This window comes from Kitasatospora sp. NPDC087315 (assembly GCF_044744345.1).
Lineage (GTDB): Bacteria > Actinomycetota > Actinomycetes > Streptomycetales > Streptomycetaceae > Kitasatospora.
Genome location: NZ_JBIUYD010000001.1, coordinates 223,399 through 237,160, shown reverse-complemented (window position 1 = coordinate 237,160; position 13,762 = coordinate 223,399). Strand labels below are relative to the sequence as shown.

The following is a 13,762-nucleotide window of genomic DNA, read 5'->3' as shown; positions in this document are numbered from 1 at the left end:
CGATCAATTTCCGTGCCCTCACTCACACCTGCCGGCCCGTGAGAGCGCCCACACCATCGACCCTCCGCGACGCGGATCCCACACACCGTCACCGGGGCCACCGGAGTTCCCGGTTCCGCGCCGGATCGCTGTGGCATCCGCCACGTCCGCTACGCACCGTGTCCGAACGATGCCCCTCAGCCGACCCCGTCCAGCCCCGCGTCCCGTGCGAGCAACGCCGCCTGCACCCGGTTCTCACAGCCCAGCTTGGCCAGGATCCGGCTGACGTACGTCTTCACCGTCGCCTCGCTCATATGGATCCGGGCCCCGGCGTCGGCGTTCGACAGACCCTCACCCAGCAGTGCCAGCACCTCCAGTTCACGCTCGGTGAGCACCTCCAGCCGACGGCGTGCCGCGGCGGCCCGGGCCGCGACCGGACCGGTCCGGCCCCCGGCCAGCGAGTCCACGATGTGCCGGGTGGCCGCGGGCGAGAGGAAGGCGTGCCCCGTGGCGGCGGCCCGCACCGCCTGGATCAGCTCGGCCGGCGCGGTGTCCTTGAGCAGGAACCCGGCGCCGCCCTCGGTCACGGCTCGCAGCACATTATCGCGCTCCCCGAAGGTGGTGAGAATCAGCGCGCGTGCGCCGGGCGCGACCCGGGACAGTTCCCCGAGCGCGGTGAGCCCGTCCATCACCGGCATCTGGATGTCGAGCAGGACGACGTCCACCCGGTGGGCCCGGGCCAGTTCCAGGGCCTCCCGGCCGTCGGCGGCCTCCACGACCACGTCGATGTCGTCGGCGGAGGACAGGATCATCCGGATCCCGGCCCGGATGAGCGGCTCGTCGTCGGCGACGAGGACTCGGATCACTGCTGGTCATCCCCTTGAACGGTGCTGGCGGCAGCGCTGGTGCCGGTGCCGTGCACCATCCTCACACCCCCGGCGCTCACACCTTCACCGGGTAGTTCTCCTTCTCGACCAGGACGCCGTCCTTGAAGCAGAACCTGATGACGTTGTCCTCACCCATGTGCCCGGAGGGCTCGTCCGACATGAAGTACCGACAGGTGGTGCCCGGCGGCGGGGTCGGGCCGCTGCCCTCCCAGTCCTTGCTGAAGAAACGGTTGCCCTTCGGCAGCCGCTCCTCGACCCCGGCCTGGTCCGTGCCCACCTGGATCGAGTCGAACACGCTCTTCTGCACGGTCACGCCGTCGATGCCCCGGACGAAGGCCACCATGCCCCAGACCAGCAGGCCCAGCACGATGAGCACCACGGCCGTCCCGCCGGCCGCACAGCCGATCGCGGGGCTGCGCCGGCGCCGCGCACCGGCCTCCCCGTCGGCCGCGGGCAGGGTGTCCAGTTCCCACGGCTCCGCGCCGCCGATGTCGGCGGCCTGGTCCGCCGCCCCCTCGTACGGCAGTACGGCGGCGAGCCGGAAACCCGCCTCGGGCGTCGGCCCGGCGTGCACCATCCCGCCGACCAGCCGGGCCCGCTCCCGCAGACCGGTCAGCCCCTGCCCACCGCTGACGGCCGCCCCCGCACCGGCGCGCACACCGACGAGCTCCGGCGCGCACGGATTGGCGACCTCCACCACCAGCGCGTCCGGCTCGTAGCGCAGCGCGACGCTGATCGGCGCGCCGGGCGCGTGCTTGTGCGCGTTGGTGAGCGCCTCCTGCACTATCCGGTACGCGGCGTTGTCGACCGCGGCCGCCAGCGGGCGCCGCTCGCCGTCCCGGCCGAGCGAGACGGTCGTCCCGGCCGCCCGCGAGAACTCCACCAGCCGCTCGATCCCCGCCACCCCGCCGGTCCGGCCGCCCCCGGACGCCGCCGGCCCGGCGGCCACCACGGGCGCGGGCGCCGTGGACTCGTCGTGCAGCACCCCGACCACCTCGCGCAGCTCGCGCATCGCGGCGACGGCGGCCAGCCGCAGCACGCCGACCGCCTCCCGCTGCCGGTCGGTCAGGGTACGGTCCACCTCCAGGGCGCCGGAGTGGACGGAGATCAGGGCCAGCTGGTGGCCCAGGCTGTCGTGCATGTCCTGGGCGATCCGGTGCCGCTCACGCAGCCGCGCCTGGTGCGCCACCATGGTGCGCTCGCGCAGCAGTTGGTCGTTGCGCTCGCGCAGCGCGTCCAGCAGCGCCTGGCGCTGGGCCCGGTACCGGCCCCAGAGCGCGGGCAGCACGGCGAGCACCAGATAGCCGCCCAGCCCGAGCCCGATGATGAGCTTCAGCGGCGCCGCGCCGGCGTCCTTCACCACGCCCGCGTACGTCATCAGCAGGAACCCGCCGGTGAAGGAGCCGATCAGCGCCCAGAGCCGGTGCATCCGGGTACCGGCCGACCACCCCGCGCAGACCAGCAGCGGAAACGTCCCGCCGAACCAGCCGCAGGCGGCGGCGGTGATCACCAGCACGGTGCCGGGCACGCCCCTCCGCAGCAGGAACAGCGCGGCGATGCCGGGCCCCACGAGGAGCCAGAGACCGGTCCTGCCGATCAGCTCGATCGCCGCCGCGAACACGCCCAGCAGCAGGGCGAACCCCAGCTCGCGCACCACCAGCCAGCGCCGCCAGGGCCCGGGAAACGCCGTCCGTACCGCCCTCGACCAGGCCTTCGCTATCGCGTCCACCCGGTGAGGCTAGCGGTGCGGCCCGGGGCCCGCCGCCACCCTTCGTCGCGACCCGCCCCGACGAAAGTCGCACCTCACCGCGGCCGCGGGCGCCGGACGGCCCCACGCGAACCGGGGCCCGACCGGGCCCGGAGCCAACCGGCCCGCTCACCCGTACGCGGTGAGCAGCAGCGCCACGTCGTCCACCCGCCGCGTCGAGCCGACCTCGCGCAGCAGCCGCTCGGCCAGCCGCTCCAGCCCGTCCGCCGTCCCGTCCGCCGCCCGGCCCGCCACCCCGGCGGAGCGCGCCAGCGCGGCGCACAGCCGGTCCACGCCGTGGTCGATCGCCACCGCCGGGTCCTCGACCAGCCCGTCCGTGTAGAGGGCGAGCACCGAGCCCCGTAGCAGCCGCAGCTCGCTGACGGGGTACTCGGCCCGCTGGTCGACGCCGAGCAGCGGGCCGCCCGCCACGTACAGCGCCTCGGCGCGCCCGCCGGGGTGGCGCAGCACCGGCGGGAGGTGGCCGGCCCGGGCGATCAGGGCGGTGCCGTCGGCTGGGGTGAGCCGTACCAGGCAGCAGCTGGCGAGCAGCCCGGGGTCGAGGTCGAGCAGCAGCTGGTTGGTCCGGGCGAGCACCTCGTCCGGCGGGTGCCCGCCGGTGGCGAAGGCCCGGACGGCGCTGCGCAGCTGGCCCATGGTGGCGGCGGCGCCGACGCTGTGACCCTCGACGTCGCCGATGACCAGGCTGAGATCGCGGCCGGTGACGATGGCGTCGTACCAGTCGCCGCCGATCTCCATGCCCTGGGTGCCGGGCAGATAGCGGGCGGCGGTCCGGACGCCCTCCAGGGACGGCAGCCGGTGCGGCAGCAGGGCCTGCTGGAGGCCGCGGGCGAGGGCGAACTCGGCGTCGTAGAGCCGGGCGCGCTCCAGCGCCTGGGCGATGAACCCGCCGAGGGCGGTGAGCATGCCGCGCTCCTCCGGGGAGAACGCGCGGGCCTCGTCGAAGCCGAGTATGCAGCTGCCGACCGGGTGGCCGGAGGCGATCAGCGGCAGGAAGGCCCAGGCGCCCATCTCGTCGAGGGGGATGCCGGGGTAGGCGGCGGCGAGCGCGTGGACGGACTCGAAGAAGATCGGCGTGCCGGTGCTCAGGGTTTCGGCGCCGGGCACCCGGGCGCCGGTCGGGGTGCCCTCGAAGCGGTCGAGGAAGCCGTCCGGGTAGCCACTCTGGAAGACCAGGTCGAGGCGTTTGTCGCAGACGTTGTAGATGGCGAGCTCCTGGCCTCCGAAGGCCGGCAGGATCTCGTCGGCGACGGCCCGGCAGACCTCGCGGACGGTGACGGCCTCGGTCAGCGCGCTGGCCAGCTGGAGCAGGTGGTGCATCGCGCTGAGGCCGGTCCGGGCGGCGGCCGGGGGGTCGGGCTCGGGCCCGGCCGTGCCGGGGGGCGGTTCGGCGGCGACGACCCGGCCGGTGACGCCGTGCGCGTCGGGGTAGAGGGAGAAGGCGAGCCAGCCGTCCGGCGGGTGGGCGGCGAGGAAGGCGGTCGGCCGCTGGGAGAGCATCGCGGCCCGGTGGCGGTTCTCGTAGACCGGGTCGGAGAGCCAGGGCAGCACGTCCCAGGGGTGGTGGCCGAGCAGGTCCTCGCGGCGGGCGTGCAGCAGCAGTTCGACGCTGTGGTTGGCGTAGACGATCCGGCCGTCCGGGTCGAGCGAGAGGACGCCGTCGCGCAGGCGTTCCACGGCGGCCGCGGCGGCGGTGCCGGTCCGGGTGTCGAGGACGGCGCCGACCAGGTGGGTACGGTCATCCGGCCCGTCGCCCTCGGGGACACGGCCCCACAGGTCGACCGGGCAGGGGTGGCCGTCGCGGTCGAGCACCCGGATCCGGGCGGCCAGCACCCGGCCGCGGTTCAGCGCGCCGCGGAGGGCGGCCCGGAACTCGGCCCGGTCGCCGGGGGCGATCCGGGCGTCCACGGTGGCGGCCCGGCCGTCGAACCCGGCGGGGTCCAGACCGAAGATCTCGCAGAACTGGTCGTCCGCCGAGAGCGCCCCGGTGGCCGCGTTCCAGTCGAACAGGCCGAGCCGGGTGGTCGGCGCGGACGGCGGCGCCAGCTCGGCCACGGCCGTCCCGCCGTCCGGCTCCACCGGGTGCCCGGCCGCCGCCAGCCCGGCCAGCCCGGCCCCGAGCCGGTCGGCCACCGCCCGCAGCTGCCGCCGTGCGCCGTCCGGCACCCCGTCGGCCGAGGCCGCCCAGAGCACGTTGAGCACCCCGTACGTCTCCGGGCCCGCCCTGACCGGTACGAAGGCCGAGGCGAAGTCGTACGGCATCCCGACGGCGAGCTGCGGGAAGCGTCGCATGGTGTCCTCGGTGTCGGCCAGGACGACCGTGTGCCCGGTGCGGAAGCTCACCGCCACCGGCAGCGGCCCGGCGGCGGCCACCCGCCGGAACGGGCTGATGACCGACAGCGGCACACCGGCGAGCGTGCAGAGCGTCAGCGAGCGCCGGTCGCGCGAGCGGAGGTAGACCATGGCGCCGTACGCGTCGGTGCTGCCGAGCACCGTGCGGACGGCGGTCGCGAGCAGCTCGTCCCGTTCGTCCGCCGTCCCGTCGGCGGCACCGCTCTCCCCTGGGCGGCGCAGGTCGGGTCGCGCGGCCCGGGTACCGCCGGTCACATGCGGACCGTCCCGGTCCGCCGGCACACCCTGGCGCATCCTCTCTTGCTACGCCCGGGTCAAGGGACTGTCAAGGCGGGGCCGGGCCTCCCCCGGCGGGCCGCCCCGCCATCGGGCCGCCCCGCCGTCGGCGGGCCATCATGACAGCATGCCGACCTCCCCCGGTCCCACCACCGTGGTCAACCTCAAGGGCCACCGGGACGACCCGGACTTCGCCGATGTCCTGTACGTCGGCCGCCCGATGCACCGCGGCGGCTGGCACCTGCCCGGTTCCCCGCTCTACTGCCCCTACCGCCCCGGCCCGGACTGCACCCGGGAGGAGATGACCGCCCGGTACCGCGCCTATCTGCTGGCCCGCCCCGACCTGCTGGCGCTCGTCCCCGCCCTGCGTGGCCACCGCCTCGGCTGCTGGTGCGTCCCGTTGCCCTGCCACGCCCAGGTCCTCGCCGACCTCGCCGACCACGGCCCCGGCTGACCGCCCGGCCCGGGGCTTGTCCGAGCACACCGCGACCGGTCTCCCCGGGGGCGGCCCCGCCCGCTTCGGTATTGTCCGTCGGACAGGGCGGCGCGACGGCCGCTCCCGGGGGGAAGCGGGTATCAGGCATGCAGTCGGCAGCGTCCGAGCGTTCCGCCACGCAGGCGTCCGACCCGGCCGAGGACGCGTCCGGCGCGTCCTGGCAGTGGGACGAGGAGGCGGACGACCGGGCCGCCGCGCCCGCGGACGTGGTCGGCGGCGGCGCCGGGCCCGACGGCGACGGGCCCCGGCCGAGCCGGCGGCGGCTGCTGGCGGGGGCCGGCGTGCTGGCGGCGGGCGCCGCGCTCTGGGCGGTCTCCCGCCCGTCCGGCGGCGGACCGGCACCCGGGCCGCCCAGGCCGCTGCCCACCCGGATCGCCGGGCCGGAGCCGCTCTGGACGTACCGCGGCCCGGCGGCGATGACGCCCGAGCGGCTGACCGACCACCCGGACCGGCCGCTCTTCCTCTCCCGGACCGGGCTCCAGGTGCTCGACCCCGCCGACGGCTCCCCGCTGCGCGGCCTCGTCTTCGAGACGCCCGGCAAGGACCGGCCGGGCGACCTCGGCACACCGGCCGACCGGGTGGTGCTCGGCGCCGACCGGATGTTCACCGTCTCGTACGGCCACATCGACGGCCGTCACCTCACGGACGCGGCCGCCGACTGGAGCCTGCCGCTGCCCGACCACCTCGACGGCAGCATCACGCTCTACGGCAGCGACGGCGCCACGCTGTACGGCAAGGTCTCCGCCCGGCCGGCCGGGGGCGCCCTGGGGGGCGACACCCTGTTCGCCGTGCGGATCGCGGACCGCACGGTGCTCTGGTCCCGTCCGGTGGCGCCCGCCGAACAGCTGTTCACGCCCGTCACCGCGGCCGGCGGCCGGCTCCCGGCCTGCGACACCACGGCGGGCCGCACCGCACTGGTGGTCCGCGGCGCCGCCGACGGCGAGCGCGCCTGGTCGGCGGCGGCCGACGAGAACCTGCGCTGGTGCGCCGCCGACCAGGAGAACCTCTACCTCCCCGACGGCCCGGCCGGCCTGCGGGCGCTGCGGCTCGCCGACGGCTCCGCCCGCTGGGAGACCGCCGCCGACCCGGCCGGGGAGCTGCGCTCGCTGTCCCCGGTGACCGACGGCACCCGCGTCTACCTCCCCCGCGACAACGGCCTGGTCACCGCGTACGACGCCGCCACCGGTGCCGAGCTCTGGTCCCGCCGCCTCCCGTTCCGGCTGGACCGCCGCAGCCACCCGCTGCCGGCCGGTGGCGTCCTCTTCGTCCCCGGCCCGGCCGCCGCCGGTGTCTGCGCCCTCGACGCCGCCACCGGCACCGAACTGTGGACGTTCCGCGACTCCGGTCCCGGCGTCGACGTCTGGTCCCTCGCCGCGGACCGGACCCGGCTCTACGCGGGCCACGACGACATCCTGTACGCCCTCCCGCTCACCTGAGCCCGCCCTGCCCCACCCGAACCCCCCACCTCCCGGCACACCGAGGCAGGATGGCCCGATGCAGGTACGACCGATCTCGCCCGAACGGCTGGCCGACCTCCTCGCCGACCGTGTGACCGCCCTGCCCGGCGCCGGGCAGCGGTGGCTGCGGGTGGCCGTGGACGGCGCCGCGGCGGCCCGCCCCGGTGCGCTCGCGGACGCCCTGGTGGAGCCGCTGCGCCTGCGCGGCCGGCCGGCCCTGCGGGTGTCGGCGGCGGACTTCCTGCGGCCGGCCTCGGTCCGGCTGGAGTACGGGCGGCACGACCCGGACGCCTTCCACGACCTCTGGCTGGACGACGGCGCCCTGACCCGCGAGGTACTGGACCCGCTGGAGCCCGGCGGCAGCGGCCGGGTGCTGCCCTCGCTGCGCGATCCGGCGACCGACCGTGCGACCCGCGCGCCGTACACCACCATGCCGCCCGGCGGGGTGCTGCTGCTGGACGGCCCGCTGCTGCTCGGCCGGTGGCTGCCCCTGGAGCTCACCGTCCATCTCGCGCTCACACCCGCCGCGCTCGCCCGCCGCACCCCGCCCGACGAGCAGTGGACACTGCCCGCCTTCGCCCGCTACGAGGCCGAGACCACTCCCGCCGAGACGGCCGACCTCACCGTCCGGGTGGACGACCCTCGGCACCCGGCCCTGGTCGAACGCCCCTGAGCGGCCGCCCGGCGGGCACCTCGGGCGCCGGGCCGCGCTGGCAGTACGGGCACCAGTAGGCCACCCGGTCGCGCGGCGGCTCGCCCTGACCCGCCGTCAGCACCGTCGTCCCGCAGCGCGGGCAGGGGCGGCCGGCCCGGCCGTACACCCAGTGCTGGTGGCCGCGCCGGGTGTCACCGGTGGTGATGTGGCCGGGGCGCAGCCTGTTGGCGTCGAGGAGCTGCCGGGCCCGCGCCACCAGCCGGTCGGGGCCGGGCAGTTCGCCGACCGCCGTCCACGGTGTCACGCCGGCGAGGAAGCAGAGCTCGTTGGCGTAGACGTTGCCGATCCCGGCCAGGTTGCGCTGGTCGAGGAGTGCCTCGGCAAGCGGGCGGCCGGGGTGGGCGAGGAGCCGGCGGACGGCCTCGGCCGGGTCCCAGTCGGGGCCCAGCAGGTCGGGCCCGAGGTGGCCGACGGCGCGTGGTTCGTCGGCGGTGCGGAGCAGCTCGACGACCGGCAGGCGGTAGCCGACGGCCGTGCCGCGCTCGGTGCCGAGGACGGCCCGGATCTGCCAGGCGGGCCCGCCGGCCCAGCGCTCGCCGGGCCGGTAGACCTCCCACCGGCCGTCCATCCGCAGATGGGTGTGGAGGGTGAGGCCGCCTTCGAGCCGGGTGAGCAGGTGCTTGCCGCGCGGGGCGACCTCCAGCACCCGCCGGCCGGCGAGCGCGGCGGTGGCGTGCGCGGGCACCCGCAGGTCGGCGGTGGTCAGCAGCTGCCCGGCGAGGAGCTCGTGCAGCCGGGCCGCCGCGCGGTAGACGGAGTCACCTTCTGGCATGTCTCCATCCTGCCCTGAGCGCGGCGGCCCGGCGTGGTTCCGCGGACCGTGGTCACCCGGCGGCGGCCACCTGCCCCTCGCGGACCACGACGACCGGGCAGGGGGCGTGCTCGGTGAGGTGCCGGCTGACGGAGCCGAGCAGCGCGCCGGAGAAGCCGCCGAGGCCCCGGCTGCCCACGACGACCAGCGCGGCACCGTCGGCCGCCTCCAGCAGGGCCTGTGCGGCGTTGCCGGGCACCACGGCCTCGGAGACGTGGACGGCGGGGTCGTCCCCGACGACCTTGGCGACCGTCTCGGAGAGCGTCTGCCCGGCCAGGTCCTGGGGGTTGAAGCCCTCCGCCGGGGGCACGCTGAGGCCGGCCCAGCCGTAGAACGCCGGGTACTCCCAGGCGGCCACCGCGTTGACGGTGCCGCCGGTCAGCCGTGCGTAGTCGATCGCCCACCGCAACGCCTGCTCCGAGGCGGGCGAGCCGTCCACGCCGACGACGATCCGGGGGTGCGCGCTGTTGGTCATGCCGCTGCTCCTTGCTCGACTACCTCGGCTTCAGCTGCCGTTTGCACCACAAACATAGATCGATACGGGCAAACGATCGCCAATTGCCACGCCGGAAGCCCCGAATACATTCGAACCCTGTGCCGCCCTGGGCCAACGCCGAAGAAGCACCGCCGCCGGCGCGCGCACCGACCGGCCGTCAGGCCCGGTAGACCGCCCAGGAACCGGCCATCCGGGCGGACTGGCCCGGGGTGAACTGCGTCATGCAGGAGTCGTAGGTGTAGTCCATGAAGTTGTGGACCGGGTCGAGGCCGACGGCGGGGCAGGTGTCCCGGCCCTCGGGGCACTGGTAGGCGGCGTTCGCCTCGGCCGGCGTGTCGTCGACGTAGTCGCCCGGGTCGCTGCAACCGCCCTGGAAGGTGTGGTAGAGCCCCAGCCAGTGGCCGATCTCGTGGGTCGCGGTGTAGCCCTGGTTGTAGTTGGCGGCCGCGCCACCGGGGAGGGACGCGTCGAGGATGACCACGCCGTCGTCGGTCGGGTTCAGCAGGTACTGGCTCGGGAACGTCGCCCAGCCGAGCAGTGACTGGCCGAGGCTGGCGGTGTAGAGGTTGAGGGCGCCGGCGCCGCCCCTGCGCAGCGCGCTCTTCATCGCCTTCTCCGCCGGGGAGCCCGGGGTCATGCCGCTGTACCAGGCGGCGTTGTCGGTGTAGTCGGTGTCGGCCAGCCGGAACTGGAACGGGCTGGCCGTGTTGCCCGCGCCCTGGCCGCCGTAGGTGGCGTTGAGGACGGCTAGCTGGTTGGCGATGTCCGCCGGGCCGAGCCGGCCGGTCGCCCCGGAGTGGATGACGTGCAGGTACACCGGGATGGTGGTGACGCCGCCCGGCCCGCCGGGGACGGGCGGCATGCCGCCCTGGCCCACAGCGGCCAGGGCGGCCCGGATGGTCAGGTCCGTCTCCATCGCCCTGGCCTGGACCTCGGTGACGGCGTTCGGCTCCTGGCTGTCCGGGCCGCCGGCGGGCTTGCGGGCCCCGGTGCCCTGGCCACTCCGGCCCTCCTGGCTGCCATGGCTGGGCCGGCCGTCGGCGTCGGCGCACCGGGGCGAAGCCGCGTGCCGGGCGGCGGGGAACGCCGCGGGGGCGGCGAACTGGGTCAGCCCGAGGGCGGCGACAAGGGCGGCGGCGCTGAGGAATCTGCGGGGAACACGCGAGGGGACGCGGGCAGAACGACGCATCTGCGCTCCTGAGGGGGAGTTGTCACGGTGGCGGCCACCGGCGGCCGCCCGGCCAGGGCTGCGCAGGGCCGCCCGGACGCGCCGGACCCGCTCGGGCCGGGCACTCTGACGCCCCGTCGGACGCCGCCCGGAAGCCCGATCGGCCCACCCGGCCCGCCCGGAACGGCGGATGCCTTGGCGCTCGATCCCCTACCGCCCCCGTGCCGTCCGACAGTTGACGCACCGTCCCGTCCGACCGGCCGGGGAGCCGGGGAGGACGATCCGGGTCGGCGGCCCGCACCGCCTCGCCGAGACTACGACGCCACGAAGACGATCTCCCGCAGGGCGCGCGCACCGGCCCGGTCGAGTAGCACGGCCGACGCACAGCCGGCCGGCGGCCGTCCGGTGCCCGCCAGCCGCCGGCGCAGCCGCCGCGCGGCCTCCCGGTGCCGGGCGAAGGCGTACGCGGAGACCGCCTGCCCCCGGGTGTGCTGGCCGTCCCGGGCCTCACCGGCACTGGCGTCCAGCAGCACCAGGTGCACCCGCCGGCCCTGGCGGGCGGCGGCCCGGGTGAGCCAGAGCCGCACCCAGGGCAGCGCCCCGCAGTCGTGCACCGCGAGCGGGCCGCCGGCCAGCACCGCGCGCCGCAGCCGCCGGTAGTGCTCGATCCGCACCAGCGGGCGGTAGACGAAGTAGGGCAGCCAGCCGGGCGCCCGGGCGGCGTACTCCTCCCGGACCTGCTGGGAGTCGACCAGCCGGGCTCGTACGCAACGGCGCATCAGTGTGCTCTTCCCGCTGCCGGGCAGCCCCGAGACGACCAGCAGGCCGTCGGCGGGGTAGCGCAGCGCCGTCGGCCGGCGGCCCTCGCACCCCTGCCGCAGGTCGTGCAGGCCGCGCGGGCGCAGCGCCGGTTCCGCCGGCCCGGCCACGGCACGGTGCGCGGCTCTCGGCGCGGGCACGCGCTGCGCCGGTGCCCCCACCGCCGACGGCTCCGCCCCGGACACCTTCGTCTCCACCACCGGCTCTCCCCCTGTCCCCCGGCCTGTCTCCCCGGCCTGTCCTCCCCGGTCGGGCCTCTCGGTGAAGCCTTCCCTTCCCAAGAGAGAGTAAAGACTAGGCCATGGCGACGGGGGCGCCGTCGAGCGGCGTGACACCGTTTCACCCGCCCGTCCGGGCCGGGGCGCGGAGCGGACGGTTCAGTGCAGACCGGCGAGGACGTCGTCGGCGCGGTGGCGCCAGGTGTACCGGTCGAGGACCTGCCGGCGGCCCTCGTCCCCGAGGGCCCGGCGCAGCGCCGGGTCGGCGAGGAGCTCGGTGATCGCGGCCACCCAGGCGGCCGGGTCGTCGGGCGGGCGGAGCAGGCAGTTGACCCGGTCCTGGAGAACCTCGTGCAGGACGGGGAGGTCGGAGGCGACGATGGCGCGGCCGTGGGCCAGGTACTCGAACAGCTTCAGCGGGGAGGCCCACCGGCTGGTCTCCCCGAGCCCTCCGGCGGCGTAGACCTTCTTCTGGTACGGCGCCAGGACGACGTCGAAGAGCGGGACGTAGGCACGGACCGCACCAGGCGGGCGGTGGCCGTGGAAGTACACGTTGGGGAGCCGGCCGGGCTCCTCCCAGCGGGCCCGGTCCTCGGGGGTGCCGCCGACCAGGTGGAAGTCGAGCCCGGGGAGCCGTCCGGCGAGATCGAGGATCAGGTCGATGCCACGCCCGGCGTAGAGGTGCCCGACGTAGCCGATCCTGGGCACACCCGGGCGCCCGGGCAGCCGCGGCGGTGCCGGGTACGAGCCGGGCGGGTCGGCGCAGTCGGGGGCGACGAGGACCGGAGGGGTTCCCGGGCCGCCGTGGGCCTGCCGGAAGTCGCGGGCGAGGGCGTGGGTGATCACCACGACCCGCGCGAGGGAGGGCCGGGCGAGCAGTTCGCGCTCCGCCCGGCGGATGTCGGGGTCGTCCCAGAGCAGGTGCGTCTCGTACACGAGCGGCGCGAGGTCCGGCGCGAGGGCGAGGCTGTAGGCGTCGCGGCCGTAGATCAGGTCGGGGGCGGCGCCGTCGGTCAGCAACTCGCTCACCCGCGCGGCGCGTTCCCGGTAGCCGGCGGCGCCGGTGTCGGGGGCGGGCACGGAACGGACGGGGAAGCGGTGCCTGGTCCCGTAGTAGGCGTGCGGGTCGTCGGCCGGGTACGAGCCGGGCAGCGCGTACAGGGTGACGTCGTGTCCGGCCTCGGTGAACGCGTCGCACATCCGCATGACGTGGATGCCGTTGGCGTAGACGGAGGGGATGCTGCCGCTGTGCAGGTAGGCGATGCGCATGCCGGCCTACGCCTGGGCCGGGGACGGGGGCGGCGTCCGCGTGTTCTCGTAGGCGGGTGGTCTCCGCAGGGCCGCCCGCAGGAGGTGCCGGCCGTAGGCGGCGGTGGCCCGCGAGCGCAGGGAGGCGAGCGCCGGCAGCGGCCCGTCGAGCAGCCGCGGGTCGTGGTACGGGATCCAGCCGCCGCCCTGCCGGCTGAAGCGCGGGGCGCCGACGCTGATCCGCTTGGTGAGCACGTACCGGGTCTCGTCGGTGGTGTTGGTCTCGGAGCTGTGGACGTGGTCGCCGGCGAACACCAGGATGTCGCCGGGATCGAGGGTGACCCGCACGGGGGTGCCGAGGTCCTGGCCGGGGGCGACGCGGAAGCCCTCCCGGCGGACCGGTTCCCGGTAGAGGTGCGGGTAGATGAGCAGACCGTTGCCGGGGCGGACCCGGCCCAGCGCGATCCACAGGTTGACGGAGTTGACGGGCGTGTTGAACCACGAGTCGATGTGCGGGGAGTGCGGCACCATGAAGCCCGCGAGCGGGTCGAGTTCGGCGCGGCCGGCCACGGCGGCGTGCGGCAGCATGATCCGGACGCCGAGGTGGTGGCTCAGGTAGACCCGGGGGCCGCCCGGGGCCGCCCGCTCGGCGAAGGAGCGCACCGCCTCGGCCGCGACGGGCCGCAGCAGCGTCTCCAGCCGGGTACGGAAGGCGGTCGCCTGCTCGACGGTCGCGGCGGTGTGCAGCGCTTCGACACCGAGGCGCCCGACGGTGGCGGCGGCGTCGGGCGGAAGGGTCCCGGCGGCGGCGTGACCGGTGGCGCGGAGCAGCGGTTCCAGCGCGTCCAGGTGGTGCAGGCCGCGCCTGACCACCACGAGCCGGCCGTCGTCGACCACCTGGCGCAGCGGTACGCCGAGGCCGCCCGGGCCGGGGCGCGGCTCCAGGATCTCGTGCCGGCCGGTGGCCGCGGCACCGGGTTCTCGGGCGGGTGCGGACATGGGAACCTCCCGTTCGTCGACGGCGGTTGGTCGCGGGGGCCGCCCCGGGCATCTCCGCTGCCGGTGGTCTCCC

Annotated in this window: 12 protein-coding genes; 3 read left to right on the top strand and 9 right to left on the bottom strand. The window is 76.1% G+C overall.

Going from position 1 to position 13,762, the window contains the following annotated elements; translation table 11 throughout:
• Positions 1 to 176: 176 nt before the first annotated feature.
• From ACIO5D_RS00975 to ACIO5D_RS00965, 3 genes are all read right to left on the bottom strand, one after another.
• Positions 177 to 845 carry a response regulator transcription factor gene (locus ACIO5D_RS00975; protein ID WP_363606246.1) on the bottom strand — a complete coding sequence of 223 codons (669 nt, stop codon included), beginning with the start codon at positions 843 to 845 and terminating at the stop codon, positions 177 to 179.
• A gap of 76 nt (positions 846 to 921) precedes the next feature.
• Positions 922 to 2,595, bottom strand: coding sequence for a sensor histidine kinase (locus ACIO5D_RS00970; protein WP_400793510.1), 1,674 nt, complete (start codon positions 2,593 to 2,595; stop codon positions 922 to 924).
• Between the two features lie 147 nt (positions 2,596 to 2,742).
• The gene (locus ACIO5D_RS00965; protein ID WP_400651650.1) at positions 2,743 to 5,280 is read right to left on the bottom strand and encodes a SpoIIE family protein phosphatase; all 2,538 of its coding nucleotides are present in this window, start codon (positions 5,278 to 5,280) and stop codon (positions 2,743 to 2,745) included.
• A 109-nt stretch (positions 5,281 to 5,389) separates the two neighbouring features.
• On the opposite strand from ACIO5D_RS00965, the gene ACIO5D_RS00960 reads away from it, so the two are divergent.
• The 3 genes from ACIO5D_RS00960 to ACIO5D_RS00950 all read left to right on the top strand — a co-directional run bounded on the left by ACIO5D_RS00960 (position 5,390) and on the right by ACIO5D_RS00950 (position 7,888).
• Positions 5,390 to 5,716, top strand: a complete 327-nt coding sequence (locus ACIO5D_RS00960; protein WP_363606250.1) for a DUF4326 domain-containing protein — start codon at positions 5,390 to 5,392, stop codon at positions 5,714 to 5,716.
• A 128-nt stretch (positions 5,717 to 5,844) separates the two neighbouring features.
• Entirely contained in the window at positions 5,845 to 7,194 is a 1,350-nt protein-coding gene (locus ACIO5D_RS00955; protein WP_400793508.1) for a PQQ-binding-like beta-propeller repeat protein, read from the top strand.
• Between the two features lie 58 nt (positions 7,195 to 7,252).
• Complete coding sequence (locus ACIO5D_RS00950) at positions 7,253 to 7,888, top strand: uridine kinase (protein ID WP_400793506.1); 636 nt, start codon at positions 7,253 to 7,255, stop codon at positions 7,886 to 7,888.
• Here ACIO5D_RS00950 and ACIO5D_RS00945 read toward each other — a convergent pair.
• From ACIO5D_RS00945 to ACIO5D_RS00920, 6 genes are all read right to left on the bottom strand, one after another.
• Entirely contained in the window at positions 7,836 to 8,702 is an 867-nt protein-coding gene (locus tag ACIO5D_RS00945; RefSeq protein ID WP_400793504.1) for a DNA-formamidopyrimidine glycosylase family protein, read from the bottom strand. The genes ACIO5D_RS00950 and ACIO5D_RS00945 overlap by 53 nt on opposite strands.
• Positions 8,703 to 8,754: 52 nt before the next feature.
• On the bottom strand, positions 8,755 to 9,216 hold the full coding sequence (locus ACIO5D_RS00940; protein ID WP_363606253.1) for a universal stress protein: 462 nt from the start codon (positions 9,214 to 9,216) through the stop codon (positions 8,755 to 8,757).
• A gap of 178 nt (positions 9,217 to 9,394) precedes the next feature.
• The gene (locus ACIO5D_RS00935) at positions 9,395 to 10,426 is read right to left on the bottom strand and encodes a zinc metalloprotease (RefSeq protein WP_400793502.1); all 1,032 of its coding nucleotides are present in this window, start codon (positions 10,424 to 10,426) and stop codon (positions 9,395 to 9,397) included.
• Between the two features lie 293 nt (positions 10,427 to 10,719).
• Positions 10,720 to 11,421, bottom strand: a complete 702-nt coding sequence (locus tag ACIO5D_RS00930; RefSeq protein WP_363606256.1) for an AAA family ATPase — start codon at positions 11,419 to 11,421, stop codon at positions 10,720 to 10,722.
• A 180-nt stretch (positions 11,422 to 11,601) separates the two neighbouring features.
• Positions 11,602 to 12,711 carry a glycosyltransferase family 4 protein gene (locus ACIO5D_RS00925; protein ID WP_400793500.1) on the bottom strand — a complete coding sequence of 370 codons (1,110 nt, stop codon included), beginning with the start codon at positions 12,709 to 12,711 and terminating at the stop codon, positions 11,602 to 11,604.
• 6 nt (positions 12,712 to 12,717) lie between these two features.
• Positions 12,718 to 13,689, bottom strand: coding sequence for a phytanoyl-CoA dioxygenase family protein (locus ACIO5D_RS00920; protein WP_363606260.1), 972 nt, complete (start codon positions 13,687 to 13,689; stop codon positions 12,718 to 12,720).
• Between the last annotated feature and the right edge of the window lie 73 nt (positions 13,690 to 13,762).